Here is an 18,271-nt window from a genome sequence, read left to right on the forward strand (position 1 = left end):
CGGGGCGCCCCTGTTACCGGTGCTGTCGCTCTCGCCGCTCGCGCATGAAATCGATAAAGGCGCGCAGCTTGAGCGGCAGATGCCTGCCGGCGGGAAAGTAGATGAAAAATCCCGATGCCTCGCTGGCATACTCCGGCAGCACTTCCACCAGATCGCCCTGCGCCAGTTCCTGCACCACCGTGCCCTGAAAACGTTGCGCGATCCCCAGGCCCGCCAACGCCGCATCCTTGATCAGCCGATCTTCGTTAAAGATCAAACTGCCGCTGACGTCCAGCGCCCGCTCATCGCCGTGCCGACTGAAATACCAGGGCTCCAATTTGCCGCTGCCGGGAAAACGGTAGCGCAGGCAATGGTGCGCGAGCAGATCGTCCGGCGTGGCCGGCGCGCCGCAACGCGTCAGATAATCGGGTGAGGCGACCAGCACCCGGCGCTGGCCGTTGTCGATCGGCACGGCGATCATGTCCTTTTGCAGCATGGCGTGCATGCGAATGCCGGCATCGAAACTGCCCAGCACCAGATCGGAAAAGCGGTCTTCGGTAAACAGCTCCAGCTGCACTTCGGGATAGCGCCGCTGAAACTCCGCCAGGTGCGGCATCACCAGCAGCGAAGCGGCCAACTGCGGCAACGTGATGCGCAGCAGGCCCGCCGGCTGCGCGCCCAGGGCGCGCACGTCGTCCGCCGCCACGTCGATCTGGTTCATCGCCGGCGAGACCTTCTGGTAAAACAGTCGGCCCTCGTCGCTGAGGCGCACCGAGCGGCTGGTGCGGTGGAATAAGCGCATCCCCAGCTGATTCTCCAGCGCCTGAATGTTTTGCGACACCGCCGGCGGCGTGACGCCCAGTTGGTTGGCCGCGCGGGTGAAGTTGCCCAGCCGCGCGACGGCTTCGAAATAGGGCAGCAGCTGCAGGAGTGAACTCATCTATCAATAACCTGTGCTTAATGATTCATTAAATTATGCCTTATTTTAATTTATGACGAACGTTTTAGACTGATTTTTACTTTCCCTCAGCGAGATAAAAATCATGTCGGTAGAACAACGGGCGTTAACAGAACGGATCGCGGCGATCGATCAACAGGCGATGGCCGAAGGGCGCATCGTGGGCAGCGTGGTGCTGGTGGCGCGGCGGGGTGAAATTTGCTACGCCAGTGCGGCCGGTTATGCCGATCGCGAAGCGCGGCAACCGATGCGGCGAGAAACGCAGTTTCGGCTGTCGTCGGTTTCCAAACCCTATACCACGCTGGCGGCGCTGCGCCTGATTGAACGAGGCAAGCTGAGCCTCGACGATGCGGTCAGCGATTGGCTGCCGTGGTTTACCCCGGCGCTGGCCGACGGCCGCCGCCCGACGATCAAGATTCGTCATTTGCTGAGTCATACCGCCGGGCTCGACTATCGGCTGAACCAACCGCCAGCAGGCGTTTACCATCAGTTGGGGATCCAGGACGGCGTGGAGCTGTCGACGCTGACGCTGGAGCAAAACCTGCGGCTGTTGGCGCAGGCGCCGTTGCTATCGGAACCGGGCGCGCGCTTCAACTATTCGCTGGCGATCGACGTGCTCGGCGCGGTGCTGGAGCGAGTGACGGGAATGTCGCTGCCGCAGCTGTTTGTCGAATGGGTGGCGCGGCCGCTGGGGCTCGGCAATACCGCGTTCCATGCGACCCATGCCGCTAACCTGGCGACGCCTTATTACAATACGCCGCAGGGGCCGCGGCGCATGCCGGAAGGCGTGCGGATCGCCTTGCCGGAAGGTATGGCGGGGGGAGAAGTGACGTTCTCGCCGGCGCGCGCGCTTAACGTCGGAGCCTATCCCTCCGGCGGCGCGGGCATGGTCGGTGATGCCGACGACGTGCTGCGGCTGGTGGAGGCGCTGCGCAGCGGCGGGCAGGGCATTTTGCAACCGGATACGGTGGCGTTGCTGCGTCACCCGCACGTCGGCGCCGAGGCGCAAACGCAAGGGCCGGGCTGGGGCTTCGGCTTTGGCGGCGCGCTGCTGGTGGATCCAGACGCTGCGCAGACGCCGCAGCATGCCGGTACCCTGACCTGGGGCGGCGTTTACGGCCACAGCTGGTTCTTTGATCCAGAGGCGCAGCTGAGCGTGGTTGTCTTGACCAATACCGCATTTGAGGGCATGTGTGGCCGCTACCCGCAGCAGATCCGCGATGCGGTTTATGCGGCGTAAATAAAAAGGGCCCCGCAGGGGGCCCTTGTTAGGTTTTCAGGCGATTACTGCGCCGGTGCCGGAGCGGGTTCCGCTTCCTGCGCCGGTTCAGCGTCTTCCGCCGGGGCGCCCAGCATGGCGAACTGGCCGATGAACTCCTGCAGCGACATTTTGTTGCCGTTCAGGTCAACCTGATTGTCAGCGTAGTGGAACTTGCTCGCGATCACGCCGTCTTTCTGGGTGGTCAGCTTGAACATCTGACCCATGGCCGCCAGGCCCTGCACTTGCTGCTGCGCCAGTTTCTGCGCGTCTTCCTCATTGTAACCCTGCAACAGGGCGGTCTTCGCGGTCACTTCGGTGGCCATCGCTTCCGGAATGGTCAGGCTGAGATCCAGCTTTTTAACCGCCTGAGCGATCACTTGATCCGGCGACTGTGCCGGGGAGGCGGCCTTGCTCGGATCGGTCATCGCCAGATCCAGCGTGAAGATGCTCTCACCCTTGCTGTTTTTCCAGCTCAGCGGGGCGATGCTGAGGCTTGGGTTGCCTTTCAGCAGCAGCGGCAGGTTCTTTTGCAGCATCTCGGAGGTCTGCTGTTCGTAGACGTCCGGATCCAGGTTCTCGCCCTGCTGCAGCAGCGCCATGGTTTGGCGGTTGTAGCTGTCGGAGAAGTCTTTCAGCGCCTTGCCGTCGACGTTGTCGATTTTCAGCGTCAGTTTACCGGCGCCGAAGTCGTTGCCCTGCACCTTGAGCGCGTCCATGGTGTAATCGATCTGGCCGCCGATATTGCTGCTGCCTTGCTCGCCGAACTTGCTCACCAGATTGAAACCGTCCAACGCCACGGTGTCTTTACCGTCGATCGTCAGTTTGAACTGCTTCAGGGTCATCGTTTGATCGCCGAGCTTCACGCCGAACTTGCTTTCGTTGCTGTTGCCTTTCAGGTTGAAGCCCTGGAAGGTGATCTGCTCGTTTTGGCCGAATTCGTTCGGGCTGGCGAACACGATAGTGTCGCTATTGGCGTCCAGCGCGATTTTTTTCAGATCGCGGGACACGTCGGCGTCAATGGTGGCGCCGCTGAATTTCAACGAAGATTTATCCTTCTGGTAGTCCAGTGGGATAAAGTCGATGGTGGACGCGGTATCGCCGCTGTACGAGATGCGCGAATCGGCGGTAAACAGCGATTTGCCTTTGGTGGTTTCAAACAGGCCTTTCACCGCCGGGGTGTTTTCCAGCTCGGTATGCACCGACGCCATGCTCGGCAGCAGGTTGAATTTTTTCAGCTGCGCGAACGGGAACGGACCGTGATCGATGGTTTCCAGGAACGCCACTTCTTCACCGGCTTTCAGCGCCGCGTTTTCGCTGGTATCCGTGCCATCGGAACGCAGCACATAACGCACTTTACTGCTGAACACGCCGCGCTGGTAATTTTCATAGCTCAGCTTGACGCCGGCTTTCGGCAGGTAGGCTTTCAGTTGGCCGTTGGCGTTGTCGACGACTTCGCCCATGTGCTGCTCGATCTGTTTCCCGGTGTACCAGGATGCCCCGGTCCATGCTGCGCCAAGAACGACAATGACGCTGACAGCGACTAACGATTTTTTCATAGCTCTGTTTCATCCTTTTTTCTTATAACCCTCCGTTGCGAGGGAGGGGGCAAATGTGGGCCGACAAAAACGCCCGCAGGCGTTTAATTGTGGGGGCAGCTCTCGCTTTCAGCAAGCAATTTGCTGAAATTTATCAACGGTTAGGCCAGTTGGTTATAAACCCGGGCGATGCGGCCGCTGCCGCTGACGTTGACCGGCGATTCGAAGGCGCCGATAAAGCAGGATTCACCCGGTTTGAGCGTCAGGCGCTGCCCGGATTTTTCCAGCGTCGCTTCGCCGCTGACGCAGAACACGATAGCCGCGCTCCGTTGTGCGAGCGCCTGCGGCGCGGCGGTCAAATCGTGCAGCGAGAAGGCGAAATCTTCCACCGGGATCGGGAAGAACAGTTCGTTGCCGCGCCGCTCCGGTTGGGTCAGCAGGCCGGACGCCGGCTGCGGGCGGAACTGCAGGTTGGCCAGCAGCTCGGGCACGTCGATAAATTTCGGCGTCAGGCCGGCGCGCAGCACGTTGTCCGAGTTGGCCATCACCTCCAGCGCCACGCCTTTCAGATAGGCGTGCGGCGTTTCGGCATACAGGAACATCGCCTCGCCCGGCGCGAGCTGCACCACGTTCAGCAGCAGCGGTGAGAACAGACCGCTGTCGTCCGGATAGAAACCGGCGATGAAGCGCACGGTATCCCAGGGTTCACCCTGCTGGTTGTTGAGCGCGGCTTTCAGCACGCCGAGCGCCAGCGACTTTTGCTCGCCGCTCATCGTCAGCAGGCTGGCGAACAGGGTAGACAGATGGGCGGTGTCCGGCTGCTGCAGGAAGGTGGCGATATCGTGGTGCGCGCCGGCGATCGGTTGCAGCAGGGAGACGATATCGGCCAGTTCGCGAAAGCCGTTCATCGCCAGGAACGGCGTCAGGGCGAAGACCAGCTCGGGCTTGTGATTGGGATCTTTATAGTTGCGTTCGGCGGCGCTCAGCGGGATGCCGGCGGCGTTCTCTTTCGCGAAGCCGATCTCGGCCGCCGCTTTGCTCGGGTGGACCTGGATCGACAGCGGCTGATCGGCGCAGAGCACTTTAAACAGGAACGGCAACTCGCCAAAGCGGCTGGCGACGTCAGCGCCCAGCTGCTTTGGCTGGTCTTCATCGATAAGAAAGCGCAGCGAACGCAGTGCGCCATCGGCGCCGGGCACGCGGGAAGGGCTCTTGGGATGCGCGCCCATCCACAGTTCGGCCATCGGCTGATTATCCGGGTTGGCGATGCCGTAAAGACGGGTCAGCGCATCGTGGCTGCCCCAGGCGTAATTCTGTACCGCGTTGGTCATTTTTTGCATGTCGATAAACGTCCTTTGCGTCATTGCCGCACTAATGGCAATAACTTACTGATTTTATACGATTCGCTTCATCTGTGCCGACAACCATCATACGCCCGCGTCGGCAGGAACCCTCATGGGCGCGATCAAAACAACGCCGGATAAGGTTGCGTCCGGCCACGCGGCCAGAGTATAGCGTGATAACGATCGGCGTCTCAAATGGCGCACCGGCCTCAAGAGGGCCCGACAAATCCGTCAATCGATCGTTGATGGGAGGGAAAGAAATTATTGCCGACAGCGCAGGCTTTCTACGTCATTATTTATTTATCGGCATGTCAAAGTATGTCGGCGGAATTTATTTTTTACCTTCTGAGCCATTCCCTTATTATTATTTTTGCGCCAAGTCGGGCGATCACACGCCGAGCTTAAACCTGAACGACAGACCGCTTTACCGTAGCCGTTAACGAGTCGATTTAACGAAATGAGAGGTCTGTTGCATGAAAAAATGGTTGCTGTTGTTGGGGCTTTGCACCGGGGCGGCTCAGGGGGCGGTGATCGTCACCTATCCCTACGCGGCCCCGCGCGCCGTGGTGATAACGCCGGCGCCGATCGTCGTTGCGCCCGCACCGGTCGCGCTTCCCGCCGTGACTGCACCCGTGGCGCATCCGCTGGCGCTTACCGCCGGCGCGGTGGCGACCGGGGCGTATCGCCATAATGAACGGCAGGATGCCTACGATGAGATCAATCATTTGCAACAGCAGCGGATCGATGAACTCAATCACTTACAGACGCAGCGCATCAATAATTTTAATTCGCGTCACGCGCGTTAATTTTCATCTCCGCGTTTATTATCCCGGTTCTTTCTTCGCCTTTATTTCGGCGCGGGTTAACCGACGGCAAATAACCGCGTCATGAATGGGTAAAAGAGATGAATCGTGCTGTGAGATAACTCTCTTAATGCGAATAGTTATTATGTCACTATACTGGGAATGCGTGCCGACGGGGGGTAGCGCGTCGGCCTAACCCTACAATTTTAGGAATTATGCTAAGGAGACAATGATGGCAGGCGTTCGTATCGAAAAAGACTCCATGGGCCCCATCGAAGTACCGGCCGACAAGCTGTGGGGCGCACAGACCCAGCGCTCATTGGCGCATTTCCGCATTTCCTCCGAAAAGATGCCGACCGCGCTGATCCATGCGCTGGCGTTGACCAAGCGCGCCGCCGCGCAGGTGAACGTGGACCTGGGGCTGCTGCCGGCCGAGCGGGGCGCCGCCATCATCAACGCTGCCGACGAAGTGCTGGCGGGCAGCCATGCCGACCAGTTCCCGCTGTCCATCTGGCAAACCGGCTCCGGCACTCAGACCAACATGAACATGAACGAAGTGTTGGCCAACCGAGCCAGCGAGCTGCTGGGCGGCGTGCGCGGTGAAGAGCGCAAGGTGCATCCGAACGACGACGTCAATAAAAGTCAGAGCTCCAACGACGTGTTTCCCACCGCGATGCACGTGGCGGCGGTGATTGCGCTGCGCGAGCACCTGATCCCCGAGCTGAAAGTGCTGCACAAGACGCTGAGCGACAAGGCCGAAGCCTACCGCGACATCGTCAAAATCGGCCGCACCCACCTGCAGGACGCCACGCCGCTGACCCTGGGCCAGGAAATCTCCGGCTGGGCGGCGATGCTGGCGCACAATCTGAAACACATCGAAGACAGCATCCCGCACATCGCCGAGCTGGCGCTGGGTGGCACGGCGGTCGGCACCGGCCTGAACACCCATCCGGAGTACGCCGTACGCGTCGCTAAAGCGCTGGCGGAGTTGACCCATCAGCCGTTCGTCACCGCGCCGAACAAGTTCGAAGCGTTGGCGACCTGCGATGCGCTGGTGCAGGGGCACGGCGCGCTCAAAGGGCTGGCGGCTTCGCTGATGAAGATCGCCAACGACGTGCGCTGGCTGGCGTCCGGCCCGCGCTGCGGCATCGGCGAGATTTCTATCCCGGAGAACGAGCCGGGCAGCTCCATCATGCCGGGCAAGGTCAACCCGACCCAGTGCGAAGCAATGACCATGCTGTGCGCGCAGGTGCTGGGCAACGACGTGGCGGTGAACATCGGCGGGGCTTCCGGTAACTTCGAGCTGAATGTGTTCCGCCCGATGGTGATCCACAACTACCTGCAGTCGATCCGCCTGCTGGCCGACGGCATGCAGGGCTTCAACGAGCACTGCGCGGTGGGCATCGAACCGAACCGCGATCGCATTACCCAGTTGCTGAATGAATCGCTGATGCTGGTGACGGCGCTCAACACCCATATCGGTTATGACAAAGCGGCGGAAATCGCCAAGAAAGCGCACAAGGAAGGGCTGACGTTGAAAGCCGCGGCGCTGAAGCTCGGCTATCTGACCGAAGCGCAGTTCGATGAATGGGTGCGCCCGGAGGCGATGGTCGGCAGCATGCAGAAATAATTGATCTGTGAGGCAACCGGGGGCTTACTGAGGTAAGCCCCTTTTTTATGGAGAAATTAAGATGTCGCGCGCACAACGTTTACTCGATCTGATGCAGCTGCTGCGCAGCCACCGCTATCCGGTGGCGGGCCATGCGTTGGCGCAGACGCTGGGCATCAGCATGCGCACGCTTTACCGCGATATCGCCACGCTGCAGCAGCAGGGAGCGGAGATCGTCGGCGAAGCGGGGCTCGGCTATGTGCTGCGCCCCGGTTTTATGCTGCCGCCGCTGATGTTCTCGCAAGCGGAAATAGAAGCGTTGGTGCTGGGCATGCGCTGGGTCAGCCGCCGCGGCGACAGCCAGTTGGCGAGCGCCGCGGGCCAGGCGCTCGCCAAGATCGCCGCGGTGCTGCCGACGGCGCTGCGGGAGGAGCTGGAGGCCAACACGCTGCTTATCGCACCGGCTCAGTCGCCGCCGGTGGCGGATGAAATGCGGGTGTTAATCCGTGACAGCATCCGCCGCGAGCGCAAGCTGCATATCGACTATCTCGATCTGGCGGGGCAGCGCAGCGAACGCCTGCTGTGGCCCTTTGCGCTGGGCTTTTTCGACCAGTTCCAGATGCTGGTTGCCTGGTGTGAGTTGCGTCAGGCCTTTCGTCATTTTCGCCTCGATCGCATTCAGGCCGCCACGCCGCTTGAACAGCGTTATCCGCATGGCCGGCGGCGACTGTTGAAAGAGTGGCGGTTGAGCGAAGGCATTGCGGAACAATAACGACACGCTGCTGCCATAAACTGTCAGTCGCCTCCTTTAGTCTGTGCCTATCGGGAACCAACCGGTTCCCATCACCCAGAGGACAGACCGATGACCCTTCCCAGCATGACCCTGCTTTACGTCGATAACCCGCTCAACAGCGCCGCCTTTTATCAACGCCTGCTGGGGCAGGCGCCGGTAGAGCTTTCTCCCGGCTTTGCCCTGTTCGTGCTCAACAACGGCTTCAAGCTCGGGATGTGGGCCAAACAGGGGGTAAAACCCGCCGCCACGCTGACCGGCGGCGGCGGTGAACTGGGCTTTTTATGCCAGGATCCGCAAGAAGTGGAGGCGCGCTATAACCAGTGGCGCGAGCTCGGGCTGCCTATCGAGCAAACGCCAACCGAAATGGAATTCGGCTACACCTTTGTGGCGCGGGATCCGGACGGCCATCGCCTGCGGGTATATGCCCTCAGCGAGTAGTGCCGTCGGTATACAGATGCAGACGCGGCACCAGCAGCCGCAGCGGCCTGGCGTCGGGTTTGTAGCGATGCTTTACTGCGTCGGCGTCGTAGTTGAGCAGTTCGCCGATCTTCGGCACCGCAGCGCCGCTTTCAACCTGACACAGGGCGATCAGCGGCAGCGGGCAGGGATGTTGCACCTGTTTTTGCTGCTGCTGATACCACACGCGGGCGATCGGCTGCACTTTTACCGGCCGCTTGATTTTCAACGTCGCATGTTGCGGCAGGCGGCTGACGTCGTCTATCTCGCGGCTGACCAGGGCGGCCCACTGTTCACGGCTGTGCGGCGGCACCGCGCGGCCGGCTTTCAGGCTTTTCTCCAGCTGCGCCAGGATGTCGTCCCGTTTGACGTTTTTGATGATGTGCTTGTTGGCCCAGCCGAAGCGCACCGAGTCGGGATTGGTCAGGGCGGTGAGGGTGCGGTAGGCGCTGAGGGTAATCAGCCCGTGTAGATGGGTGTGCACGAATTCAAAACGCTGCTCCGGCGCCAGGCCGGAATCGACGGTGATAATCTGCTCCAGTTCGCCCTTCAGGCGGTTGATCAGCGCCAGCTGCGCCTGCAGCGCCTGATACTCCGGTTGCTCCACCGCCAGACAGATGACGCCGGGCAGGCGCACGGCGGCCTTGCTGCTGACATTCTCACGGTTATGGTGGATGAAGAGCCGCTGATAGTGTTCCAGCGCCAGATCGCGTGCCGCTTGCCCCACATGTTGCTCGACCGCGATATGCGAAATGGCCTGATGTTCCTGACCTTTTTCTACCTCCGGCAGGCTGAACACCCGCGCCGCCAGCAGCCGCAGCGGGGTTATCTGCTGCTGCAATGCGCCGAGGGCTTGCTCCAGTTCGGCAAAGCAGGCGTTCATCCGGCCAATCACATCGTATCTGCTCATCATATGCCCCTATTTTAGTTACAACATACTATAGGAGAGTAGCGGACTGGGGGCAACATCAGCAATGGGGCAATACTCGGCTTAACTGCCCGCCCGGCTTACCAGGGGGAAATAGGGCGGGCAGCAGGGGGAATTCTCTCGCTCGTCTGCTACGCATGCGGGCAAGTATGATTGTCGAAAATAAACCTGGTTTTCTTATGGTTTTGATTCATTGATGGATTTTTTCCTGTTCGTTTGTCTTCTGTTTAATCCATTTCCCGTTTGCCGTTGTCCAAACGCTGGAACAAACAGAATGGCAGGACGCTATGAGCCCTTGGGGTTATCTTTTCTTCTGTCATTAACGGGTGCTTTAACAGGAGGTTTACTGTGGATATTAAACAGAAAGTCAAAAACATGACGCTGGAAGAGAAGATCGGGCAAAAAATCATGCTGGATTTTCGCTACTGGGATCGGAACGGTAGCAGCAATCAGGATATGACCGTTCCCGATGAAGCCATTGGCAAGTTGATCACCGATAACCATGTGGGCGGGGTGATCCTGTTTGCCAATAATCTGAAAGATAAGCAGCAGATCAATACGTTAACGGCCTGGTATGCCGCGATGAAAACCCACGCTGGCATCCGCCTGTTCATTGGCACGGATAACGAGGGCGGTAACGTTTTCCGGCTGCCGCGCGGCGACTATGCCTCATTCCCCGGCAATATGGCGCTCGCCGCGGCGATTGAGGGCGGCGCGGATAAACAGCTCGCCGTTGAACAGGGCGAACTGATGGCCCAGGATATGCGCGCGTTGCATATCAATACCAACTTTGCACCGGTTGTGGACGTCAACACTAACCCGTTCAACCCGGTGATTAACGTTCGCGCCTTCAGCGATGATAAGAACACCGTTTCCCGCCTGGCCGAGAAAATGGTGGCGGGGATGAAGCAGCAAGGGCTTATCACCGCTTACAAACACTTCCCTGGCCATGGCAGCACCTCCACCGACTCGCATACCGGTTTGCCGCGCGTCGATCGTACGCGGGAAGAGGCGTTTGCCATCGATATCGCGCCTTACAAACAGGCCATTGACCGCTGTGCGGCGCCGGACATGGTCATGACCGCGCATATTCAGTACCCCGCGCTGGATAACCGCCAGATCGACACCCGCAGCGGCGAAAAAATCACGGTGCCGGCCACCATGTCGCATGAAATTCAGACCCGCATCCTGCGCGATGAGCTGGGTTATGCCGGTGTAACGATTTCAGATGCGCTGGATATGGGTGCGATTGCCGAGCATTTCAGCCAGCAAGGGGCGGCTGAAAACGTCTTTGCCGCCGGGGTGGATATCGCCCTGATGCCTGTCAGCATCGCTTCGCCGGCCCAGGCTAACCTGCTGCCGGACCTGATTCGTTACCTTGCGGACCGGGTGAAAACAGGGCATCTCAGCGAGGCCGATATCGATGCTTCGGTCGAGCGCATTTTGCGCCTCAAATTACGCCATCACCTGATGGGGCATCGCGAGGCCCCTTGTTCCAGCAGCGTTTCGTCCTCAGCGCATAAGCTGGAAAAACGCATCGCCGATCGCTCCATTACCGTGGTCATTAACCGCCACAGCCTGCTGCCGTTGAAAGACAAGGCGCTGCGCTATTTTATCCTGACCCCGTGGGGTGAGCAGGCCAAAGGCATCGCTAACGTGATGGCGCAGGAGGGCTACCAGAACGTCGTTGCCGCGAAGGAAACGGAACTGAGCGATGCCCAAATCAGGGCGCATATTGCCGATTGCGACGTGTTCCTGCTCGGCACGCTTTCGACTCGCTTTACGCCTGCCGAGCAGGATGGGGTCGTGACCTCCGCAACCGGGGCGGCTAATGATACCAGTCCTTATCCGGGCTGGTTGAAATACGCCGCCGAGCAGGGGAAAAAACGCGTTCACCTCTCATTGCGCGCGCCTTACGATATCGTGAACTATGCCGCAGACGTGGATGCAGCCGTCGCCACCTATTCTTACTACGGGTATGACAGCGGCGTATGGCGTGGCCCTTCGATGATCTCTTTGGCGCAGGTGCTGACGGGGAAAATCACACCGCACGGAAAACTGCCGGTCAACACCTGGCATGACTACGATGAGGAAACCAATACGGGCAAGGTGGCGTTCCCTCGCGGGACGGGGCTGAGCTGGTAATGGGACAAGTACCGGCGTCGTCAGAAAGGGCGACGCCGGTCGCGGGATAGCGTTGATAAAGCGGGCGGTTTCTTGCTCTGCACGATACGACATGGGATAACCGTCACTCACGGAAGGAGAACATTTATGCCGACAGGCGCAACAAAATTAGGCGGATGGCTATTGATGGCCGCCATGCTGGGCGTGAGCGGATGCGCCAAACCCCCTGAGCCGGAAAAGCCTCCGCAGCCTGCACCGCCGGTCACACCGATGCGGGGCATCTGGCTGGCCACCGTCATGGGGCTGGACTGGCCGCCGGCGGCCTCCCTGAAAGCGGAAACCGCGCCAGAGCGAATTCGCCTGCAGCAGCAGGCATTGACGGACGCACTGGACGACATGGTGAAAACCGGGATTAACACGGTGTATTTTCAGGTTAAACCGGACGGAACGGCCCTGTGGCGTTCTGACATCTTGCCCTGGTCGGAGGTATTAACCGGCACCGTGGGCCAGGATCCGGGTTACGATCCGCTGGCCTTTATGCTGAAAGAGGCGCACCGGCGCGGCATCAAAGTGCACGCCTGGCTGAATCCTTATCGGGTTTCCATGAATACCCGGCAGCAAACGATTGATGCCCTTAATCAAACGCTGCAGTCTCCGCCGGCCAGCGTCTATGCGCTGCATCCCGACTGGATACGTACGGCCAACGACCGCTTTGCGCTCGATCCTGGCTTACCCGATGTGCGCAACTGGATCACCGGCGTGGTGGCTGAAGTCGTCAAAAACTATGACGTCGACGGCATTCAATTTGACGATTATTTCTATTATGAGACGCCGCAATCGCCGCTGGATGATGAAAAGACGTATCGCGAATACGGCAAAGGGTTTGCAGACAAGGCCAGTTGGCGAAGAGACAACACGCTGCAATTGATAAAACAGGTTTCAGCCACCGTCAGGGCGCTAAAGCCCGCTGTCGCGTTTGGCGTCAGCCCGGCGGGCGTCTGGCGAAACAAAGCGGACGATCCCGCCGGCTCGGCGACTCAGGCCGGCGCGCCATCGTACGATGCGGCCTATGCCGATACGCGCCAGTGGGTCAAACTGGGGCTGCTCGACTACATCGCACCGCAGCTGTACTGGCCTTTCGATCGTGAAATAGTTCGCTACGACGTGCTGGCCAACTGGTGGGCCGAGGTGGTGAAAGACACGCCGGTTCGACTTTATGCCGGGGTGGCGTTGTATAAAGTGGGCACGCCATCGGCGAGCGAACCGGCATGGACCGTCGACGGCGGCGTTCCCGAGCTGAAAAGGCAGTTGGATCTCAACGAGAGCTTGCCGGGGATGGGGGGAACCATCCTGTTCCGGCAACGTTATCTGACCGAGCCGCAAACGGATAAGGCCGTGGAGTACCTGCGCACCCGCTGGAAAACCGGTCAATAATCACCGGCATTGGCATAGCGAGCCGCGGTAATCCACCGCGGCTTTTTTATTCACAGGCGCGCCGCTTCCGGCAGGCGCTTCAGGTAATGCACCACCAGCAGCGCCAGCAACAGCATCAGGCTGATGAACGCCGCCACGCCATTCCAGCCGAAACTGTGCCAGAACACGCCGCCGAGGGTCCCGGCCACGCTCGAGCCGACGTAATAACAGAACAGATACAGCGACGACGCCTGGCCTTTGGCGCGGCGCGCACGGCGGCCGATCCAGCTGCTGGCCACCGAGTGGGCGGCGAAGAAACCGGCGGTGAACAGCATCATGCCGATAAAGATCGCCGGCACCTGCGGCAATGCGGTAATCAGAATCCCGATCAGCATAATCACGATCGACGCCAGCAGCACCGGGCCGCGCCCGAAGCGCGAGGTGAGCGCCCCGGCCTTGGGCGAGCTGTAGGAGCCGGTGAGGTAGACTACCGACAGCAGGCCGACGATCGCCTGGCTCAGGTGATAAGGATCCGCCAGCAGGCGATAACCGATGTAGTTGAACAGGGTGACGAAGCTGCCCATCAGCAGAAAGCCTTCCGCGAACAGCAGCGGCAGCCCCTTATCGTGCCAATGCAGTTTGAAGTTGATCAGCAGCGTGCGGGGGCGCAGCGAGCTGGCGCGAAAATGCCGCGAAGCGGGCAGAATGCGCCAGAACATGAAGGCGGCGGCGAGGGCGAACAAACCGATGACCCCGAGCGAGACGCGCCAGGAGAAGAAGTCGGTCAACACCCCGGTCACCAGGCGGCCGCTCATGCCGCCGATCGAATTGCCGCTGATATACAACCCCATCGAGAAGGCGACGAAGCTGGGATGGATCTCTTCGCTGAGATAGGTCATGCCGACCGCCGCCACGCCACTCAGCGACAGGCCAATCAGCGCGCGCATCAGCAAAATGCCGTGCCAACTGGTCATAAAGGCGCAAATCAGTGTGCAGACTGCCGCCAGCAACAGCGCCACCACCATCACCGACTTGCGGCCGATGGCGTCGGACAGCGGCCCGGTGAACATCAGGCCAATCGCCAGCAGGCCGGTAGAGACCGAGAGCGACAGGCTGCTTTCGGCCGGCGAGACGCCGAAATCTTGCGACAGCACCGGCAGGATCGGCTGCACGCAGTAAAGCAACGCGAAGGTCGCCAGCCCGGCGGAAAACAGCGCCAGCGTTACGCGCATAAACTGCGGCGTGCCGCGTTCGATATAGGGGAGTTTGTTGTTGAGGGTGGAGCGTTTTACTTTTGGCGCAGCGGCCGCGTCATCGTTGGCGGCCAGCGTCGACGGCATCACGGCCGCAGAACGCACAGGGGTTGTCACAGCGTTTCCTTACCGAACTTCGGGGAGATAAACAGACACTTTGCAGATAACAAAATGATAGGGAGCGGCGATTTTTTTGTCTAATATATTAATAATTACAATTAAGACTTTTTAAATATGAATATCGAGTTGAGACACCTGCGTTACTTTATCGCCGTGGCGGAAGAGCTGCATTTTGGCCGCGCCGCGGAGCGGCTGCGTATCTCCCAGCCGCCGCTCAGCCAGCAAATCCAGGCGCTGGAGGACATGGTTGGCGCGCGGCTGCTGGCGCGCAACAACCGCAACGTCAGCTTGACGCAGGCCGGGGAGATGTTCCTCAAAGAAGCCTATCAGGTGCTCGATCAGGTCGGCCGCGCGGCGGAAAAGGCGGCGCGCCTGGATCGCGGCGAACTGGGGGAAATGACCATCGGCTTTACCTCTTCCGCACCGTTTATCGGCGTGGTGGCGCGCAGCCTGCGCGCTTTCCGTCAGCATTCTCCGCAGGTGCACATCAAGATGCGCGAAATCAACACCAAACAGCAGATCGAACCGCTGCTGAACGGTGAGCTGGATCTGGGGGTGATGCGCAACACGCGGCTGCCGGAAGCGCTGCACTATCAGCTGCTGCTGCGCGAACCGCTGGTGGCGGTGGTGCCGGAGGGGCATCCGCTGGCGGAAACGCCCGGCGGCGCGCTGCGTTTTCAACACCTGGCGCAGGAGCCGTTCGTGTTCTTCTCGCGCGAAGTGGGCACGGCGCTGTATGACGAAATTCTGCTGCTGCTCGGCAAGGCCGGCATTACCCCGTATATCACTCAGGAAGTGGGGGAAGCGATGACCATCATCGGTTTGGTCTCTGCCGGATTGGGGGTCTCGATTCTGCCGGCGTCTTTCGCCCGGGTGCGGGTGGACGGCGTGCGTTATTTGCCGCTGGTGGAGCCGGACGCCACGACCGAAGTGTGGCTGGTGCATCACCGCCGACGGCCGCTGACCGCCGCGGCGCAGGCGCTGATGGCGTTGATGCTGAAATGACGTTGAGATTGGGCAAATAAAAATCAATTCGCGCTGAAATTGCGAGGAATTTGTGCAGCAAATCACATAACGAATCAAATAGTTGACGCTGTATGACAAAAGCCCCACCATAACCCCTAGTCTTTATTTAGAAGCGCGAAAAATAGTAGGAGCCGGTTTGTGATTGCGGTTGGGCAGCCTGGGCATATTGATCAAATCAAACAGACCAATGCGGGGGCGGTTTATCGGCTAATCGATCAACTGGGCCCGATTTCGCGCATCGAACTGTCAAAACGCGCACAGCTGGCGCCCGCCAGCATCACCAAGATCGTGCGCGAACTGCTGGAAGCCCATCTGGTCAAGGAAACCGAGTACCAGGAAATTGGCAGCCGGGGCCGCCCGGCGGTAGGGCTGGTGCTGGACACCGAGGCCTGGCACTACCTGTCCGCCCGCATCAGCCGTGGCAGCATCACGCTGGCGCTGCGCGATCTGAGCAGCAAACTGGTGGTGGAAGAGCTGCTGCCGCTGGCGGCCGAAGATCCCGAACCGCTGCTGAAACGCATCCTGACCGAAGTCGATCAATTTTTTATTCGCCACCAAAGCAAGCTGGAACGGTTGACGGCGATCGCCATTACGCTGCCGGGCATTATCGACGTGCAGTCCGGCGTGGTGCACCGCATGCCGTTTTACGACGTGCTGGAGATGCCGCTCGGCCCGGCGCTGGAAACCCGGACCGGTCTGCCCGTCTATTTGCAACACGACATCAGCGCCTGGACCATGGCCGAGGCGTTGTACGGCGCTTCGCGCGGCAGCCAGAACGTGATTCAGGTGGTGATCGACCACAACGTCGGCGCCGGCGTGATCACCGGCGGCCACGTGCTGCATGCCGGCAGCCACAGCGTGGTGGAGATCGGCCACACCCAGGTCGATCCTTACGGCAAACGCTGCTACTGCGGCAACCACGGCTGCCTCGAGACCGTGGCCAGCATCGAGAACATGCTGGAGATCGCCCAGCAGCGGCTGAGCGGCTCGATGAGTTCCAGCCTGCACGGCGCGCCGCTGACCGTTGAATCGCTGTGCGACGCCGCGCTGGCGGGCGATCAACTGGCGCGGGACATCATCCTCGGCGTTGGCCACAGCGTGGGGCGCATTCTGGCTATCATGGTCAACCTGTTCAATCCGGAGAAGATCCTGGTGGGTTCGCCGCTCAACCGCGCGGCGGAGATCCTGCACCCGGCCATCGCCTCCTGCATTCGCCAGCAGGCGCTGCCGGCCTACAGCGAGCAGGTCAAGGTTGAATCCACGCAGTTCTTCAATCAGGGCACCATGCCCGGCGCGGCGCTGGTGAAAGAGGCGCTGTACAATGGTTCATTGCTGGTGCAGCTGCTGCAAGGCTAACATCAGAACTTCTTATTAATCCTGCAAAAGATTGAGCTACCTCAAGCCCCTACGTGGCGGCATCCCCTAGAATTTTTCCGCAAGACTTCTTCGCCGCCGGTGCGGCGATACATTGTTAACGGGGCATTCTGGGGCATTTTATTCATGTTGAAGCGTTTATTTGTGACAGGCACGGATACCGACGTCGGTAAAACCGTGGTTTCCCGCGGGTTGATGCAGGCGCTGGCCGCCGATGGCCGCTCGGTCGCGGGCTACAAGCCGATCGCCGCGCGCTGCCAGGAAACCAGCGAGGGCATCCGCAATAAAGACGCTTTGGTGTTGCAGGCATCTTCCACCTTGCCGCTGTGCTATGAGGAGATCAATCCCATCACCTGTCTGGATGAGGTGTTTCATGCGCATGCCACCGAGGACATCAACTACGGCCTGATGAGCAGCGGCCTGCGCGATCTGTCCGCCAAAGCCGATACGGTGGTGGTGGAGGGCAGCGGCGGCTGGCGCGTGCTGATGAACGATCTGCGGCCGTACGCCGAATGGGTGGTGCAGGAGCAGCTGCCGGTGGTATTGGTGGTGGGCATCAAGCTGGGCTGCGTCAGCCACGCGCTGCTGACCGCGCAGTCGATCATCAACGACGGCCTGCCGCTGCTGGGCTGGGTGGCCAACCGCATCAATCCGGGGTTGGCACACTATGCCGAAACCATCACGGCGCTGCAGCAGCGCATTTCCGCGCCGCTGCTGGGTGAAATTCCGTATCTGCCGCGCGCGGAGCAGCGCGAACTGGCGCATTACCTCGATATTTCCACGTTGCTGTAGCCCATTCAGGCGCAGAACGTCGCCAACAACCGGGCGGCGATCAGCAGGCCCAGCCCATACACCGTGTGGGTGAGCAGGCAGAGGAGCCGCGCTCTGCGCGGATTGGCGGTTTTCGCCGCCGCCACGCCAAAGCCCAGCGCGGGCTGCATCACCAGAAACGGCGCCGCCAGGCTCAGCCAGCCGCTCAACAGCGCGATGCGCGGTTCCGGCGCCGCATACCACTCGATGCCCGCCAAACCGAGCGGGATAAAGGCGAACGCCAAGCCGATGGCGTAATGCAATATCCAACCGATTGCTCTCTCCCCCTGGCGCGGCGGCGCCGTGACGATGGTGGCGTGAAACCAGCGGCCGTCGAACATGCCGAGAAACCAGCGGCCCACCAGCGCGTAATCGAGGGAAGGGATGCCGAAGCGCCGCTTCAGCAGCAACGCCCACAAATCCATGCAGAGGGTGGCGCCGGCGCCGGTTAACAGAATGCGCAATAACAAATCGGGGGTCATAGGG

General features: G+C 60.3%; 17 protein-coding genes. 11 read left to right on the forward strand and 6 right to left on the reverse strand.

Annotated features, from left to right (window positions below; translation table 11 throughout):
* Positions 1–13 precede the first annotated feature (13 nt).
* Complete coding sequence (locus ACSBQV_RS02815; protein WP_099782908.1) at positions 14–919, reverse strand: LysR family transcriptional regulator; 906 nt, start codon at positions 917–919, stop codon at positions 14–16.
* Positions 920–1,022: 103 nt separating this feature from the next.
* Here ACSBQV_RS02815 and ACSBQV_RS02820 point away from each other — a divergent pair, with 103 nt between their 5' ends.
* Positions 1,023–2,177: a serine hydrolase domain-containing protein gene (locus tag ACSBQV_RS02820; protein WP_099782910.1), complete on the forward strand. Its 1,155-nt coding sequence runs from the start codon at positions 1,023–1,025 to the stop codon at positions 2,175–2,177.
* A gap of 44 nt (positions 2,178–2,221) precedes the next feature.
* Here the strand turns inward: ACSBQV_RS02820 and ACSBQV_RS02825 are convergent, their stop codons facing one another.
* Together ACSBQV_RS02825 and manA are read right to left on the reverse strand one after the other, a co-directional pair.
* Entirely contained in the window at positions 2,222–3,754 is a 1,533-nt protein-coding gene (locus ACSBQV_RS02825; protein WP_099782912.1) for a YdgA family protein, read from the reverse strand.
* Positions 3,755–3,894: 140 nt separating this feature from the next.
* On the reverse strand, positions 3,895–5,073 hold the full coding sequence (manA, locus tag ACSBQV_RS02830; protein WP_046898452.1) for a mannose-6-phosphate isomerase: 1,179 nt from the start codon (positions 5,071–5,073) through the stop codon (positions 3,895–3,897).
* Between the two features lie 176 nt (positions 5,074–5,249).
* Here manA and ACSBQV_RS02835 point away from each other — a divergent pair, with 176 nt between their 5' ends.
* The 5 genes from ACSBQV_RS02835 (at position 5,250) to ACSBQV_RS02855 (ending at position 8,719) form a co-directional block, all read left to right on the forward strand.
* Positions 5,250–5,516 carry a hypothetical protein gene (locus ACSBQV_RS02835; protein WP_143557046.1) on the forward strand — a complete coding sequence of 89 codons (267 nt, stop codon included), beginning with the start codon at positions 5,250–5,252 and terminating at the stop codon, positions 5,514–5,516.
* A gap of 33 nt (positions 5,517–5,549) precedes the next feature.
* On the forward strand, positions 5,550–5,882 hold the full coding sequence (locus ACSBQV_RS02840) for a hypothetical protein (RefSeq protein WP_099782914.1): 333 nt from the start codon (positions 5,550–5,552) through the stop codon (positions 5,880–5,882).
* Between the two features lie 229 nt (positions 5,883–6,111).
* The gene (gene fumC / locus ACSBQV_RS02845; RefSeq protein WP_089197008.1) at positions 6,112–7,509 is read left to right on the forward strand and encodes a class II fumarate hydratase; all 1,398 of its coding nucleotides are present in this window, start codon (positions 6,112–6,114) and stop codon (positions 7,507–7,509) included.
* 61 nt (positions 7,510–7,570) lie between these two features.
* On the forward strand, positions 7,571–8,260 hold the full coding sequence (locus ACSBQV_RS02850) for a helix-turn-helix transcriptional regulator (RefSeq protein ID WP_033642971.1): 690 nt from the start codon (positions 7,571–7,573) through the stop codon (positions 8,258–8,260).
* A gap of 90 nt (positions 8,261–8,350) precedes the next feature.
* Complete coding sequence (locus ACSBQV_RS02855; protein WP_028128189.1) at positions 8,351–8,719, forward strand: VOC family protein; 369 nt, start codon at positions 8,351–8,353, stop codon at positions 8,717–8,719.
* Here ACSBQV_RS02855 and tus read toward each other — a convergent pair.
* On the reverse strand, positions 8,709–9,647 hold the full coding sequence (tus, locus tag ACSBQV_RS02860) for a DNA replication terminus site-binding protein (protein ID WP_099782917.1): 939 nt from the start codon (positions 9,645–9,647) through the stop codon (positions 8,709–8,711). The genes ACSBQV_RS02855 and tus overlap by 11 nt on opposite strands.
* 366 nt (positions 9,648–10,013) lie before the next feature.
* On the opposite strand from tus, the gene ACSBQV_RS02865 reads away from it, so the two are divergent.
* Entirely contained in the window at positions 10,014–11,810 is a 1,797-nt protein-coding gene (locus ACSBQV_RS02865) for a glycoside hydrolase family 3 protein (protein ID WP_099782919.1), read from the forward strand.
* A gap of 126 nt (positions 11,811–11,936) precedes the next feature.
* The gene (locus ACSBQV_RS02870; RefSeq protein ID WP_033642975.1) at positions 11,937–13,223 is read left to right on the forward strand and encodes a glycoside hydrolase family 10 protein; all 1,287 of its coding nucleotides are present in this window, start codon (positions 11,937–11,939) and stop codon (positions 13,221–13,223) included.
* 50 nt (positions 13,224–13,273) lie between these two features.
* Here the strand turns inward: ACSBQV_RS02870 and ACSBQV_RS02875 are convergent, their stop codons facing one another.
* Positions 13,274–14,542 (reverse strand): MFS transporter, encoded by a 1,269-nt coding sequence (locus tag ACSBQV_RS02875; protein ID WP_169539675.1) that lies wholly within the window; start codon positions 14,540–14,542, stop codon positions 13,274–13,276.
* A gap of 147 nt (positions 14,543–14,689) precedes the next feature.
* Here ACSBQV_RS02875 and ACSBQV_RS02880 point away from each other — a divergent pair, with 147 nt between their 5' ends.
* The 3 genes from ACSBQV_RS02880 (at position 14,690) to bioD (ending at position 17,767) form a co-directional block, all read left to right on the forward strand.
* On the forward strand, positions 14,690–15,580 hold the full coding sequence (locus tag ACSBQV_RS02880; protein ID WP_099782921.1) for a LysR substrate-binding domain-containing protein: 891 nt from the start codon (positions 14,690–14,692) through the stop codon (positions 15,578–15,580).
* A 159-nt stretch (positions 15,581–15,739) separates the two neighbouring features.
* Complete coding sequence (mlc, locus tag ACSBQV_RS02885; RefSeq protein ID WP_033642978.1) at positions 15,740–16,957, forward strand: sugar metabolism global transcriptional regulator Mlc; 1,218 nt, start codon at positions 15,740–15,742, stop codon at positions 16,955–16,957.
* A 144-nt stretch (positions 16,958–17,101) separates the two neighbouring features.
* Positions 17,102–17,767, forward strand: a complete 666-nt coding sequence (gene bioD / locus ACSBQV_RS02890) for a dethiobiotin synthase (protein WP_033642979.1) — start codon at positions 17,102–17,104, stop codon at positions 17,765–17,767.
* 5 nt (positions 17,768–17,772) lie between these two features.
* On the opposite strand, the gene ACSBQV_RS02895 is transcribed toward bioD, so the two are convergent.
* Positions 17,773–18,267: a DUF2938 family protein gene (locus ACSBQV_RS02895; RefSeq protein ID WP_099782923.1), complete on the reverse strand. Its 495-nt coding sequence runs from the start codon at positions 18,265–18,267 to the stop codon at positions 17,773–17,775.
* Between the last annotated feature and the right edge of the window lie 4 nt (positions 18,268–18,271).

This window comes from Serratia sp. B501 (genome assembly GCF_051172315.1).
Taxonomy (GTDB): Bacteria; Pseudomonadota; Gammaproteobacteria; order Enterobacterales; family Enterobacteriaceae; genus Serratia; species Serratia ureilytica.

What these genes read in the sequence shown, in the direction of transcription:
- ACSBQV_RS02820 (WP_099782910.1), top strand. Translation starts at nt 1,023, where the DNA reads ATGTCGGTAGAACAACGGGCGTTAACAGAACGGATCGCGGCGATCGAT.
- ACSBQV_RS02895 (WP_099782923.1), bottom strand. Translation starts at nt 18,267, where the DNA reads ATGACCCCCGATTTGTTATTGCGCATTCTGTTAACCGGCGCCGGCGCC.
- ACSBQV_RS02825 (WP_099782912.1), bottom strand. Translation starts at nt 3,754, where the DNA reads ATGAAAAAATCGTTAGTCGCTGTCAGCGTCATTGTCGTTCTTGGCGCA.
- tus (WP_099782917.1), bottom strand. Translation starts at nt 9,647, where the DNA reads ATGAGCAGATACGATGTGATTGGCCGGATGAACGCCTGCTTTGCCGAA.
- ACSBQV_RS02875 (WP_169539675.1), bottom strand. Translation starts at nt 14,542, where the DNA reads ATGCCGTCGACGCTGGCCGCCAACGATGACGCGGCCGCTGCGCCAAAA.
- ACSBQV_RS02840 (WP_099782914.1), top strand. Translation starts at nt 5,550, where the DNA reads ATGAAAAAATGGTTGCTGTTGTTGGGGCTTTGCACCGGGGCGGCTCAG.
- fumC (WP_089197008.1), top strand. Translation starts at nt 6,112, where the DNA reads ATGGCAGGCGTTCGTATCGAAAAAGACTCCATGGGCCCCATCGAAGTA.
- ACSBQV_RS02850 (WP_033642971.1), top strand. Translation starts at nt 7,571, where the DNA reads ATGTCGCGCGCACAACGTTTACTCGATCTGATGCAGCTGCTGCGCAGC.
- ACSBQV_RS02870 (WP_033642975.1), top strand. Translation starts at nt 11,937, where the DNA reads ATGCCGACAGGCGCAACAAAATTAGGCGGATGGCTATTGATGGCCGCC.
- ACSBQV_RS02815 (WP_099782908.1), bottom strand. Translation starts at nt 919, where the DNA reads ATGAGTTCACTCCTGCAGCTGCTGCCCTATTTCGAAGCCGTCGCGCGG.
- ACSBQV_RS02880 (WP_099782921.1), top strand. Translation starts at nt 14,690, where the DNA reads ATGAATATCGAGTTGAGACACCTGCGTTACTTTATCGCCGTGGCGGAA.
- ACSBQV_RS02855 (WP_028128189.1), top strand. Translation starts at nt 8,351, where the DNA reads ATGACCCTTCCCAGCATGACCCTGCTTTACGTCGATAACCCGCTCAAC.
- bioD (WP_033642979.1), top strand. Translation starts at nt 17,102, where the DNA reads ATGTTGAAGCGTTTATTTGTGACAGGCACGGATACCGACGTCGGTAAA.
- manA (WP_046898452.1), bottom strand. Translation starts at nt 5,073, where the DNA reads ATGCAAAAAATGACCAACGCGGTACAGAATTACGCCTGGGGCAGCCAC.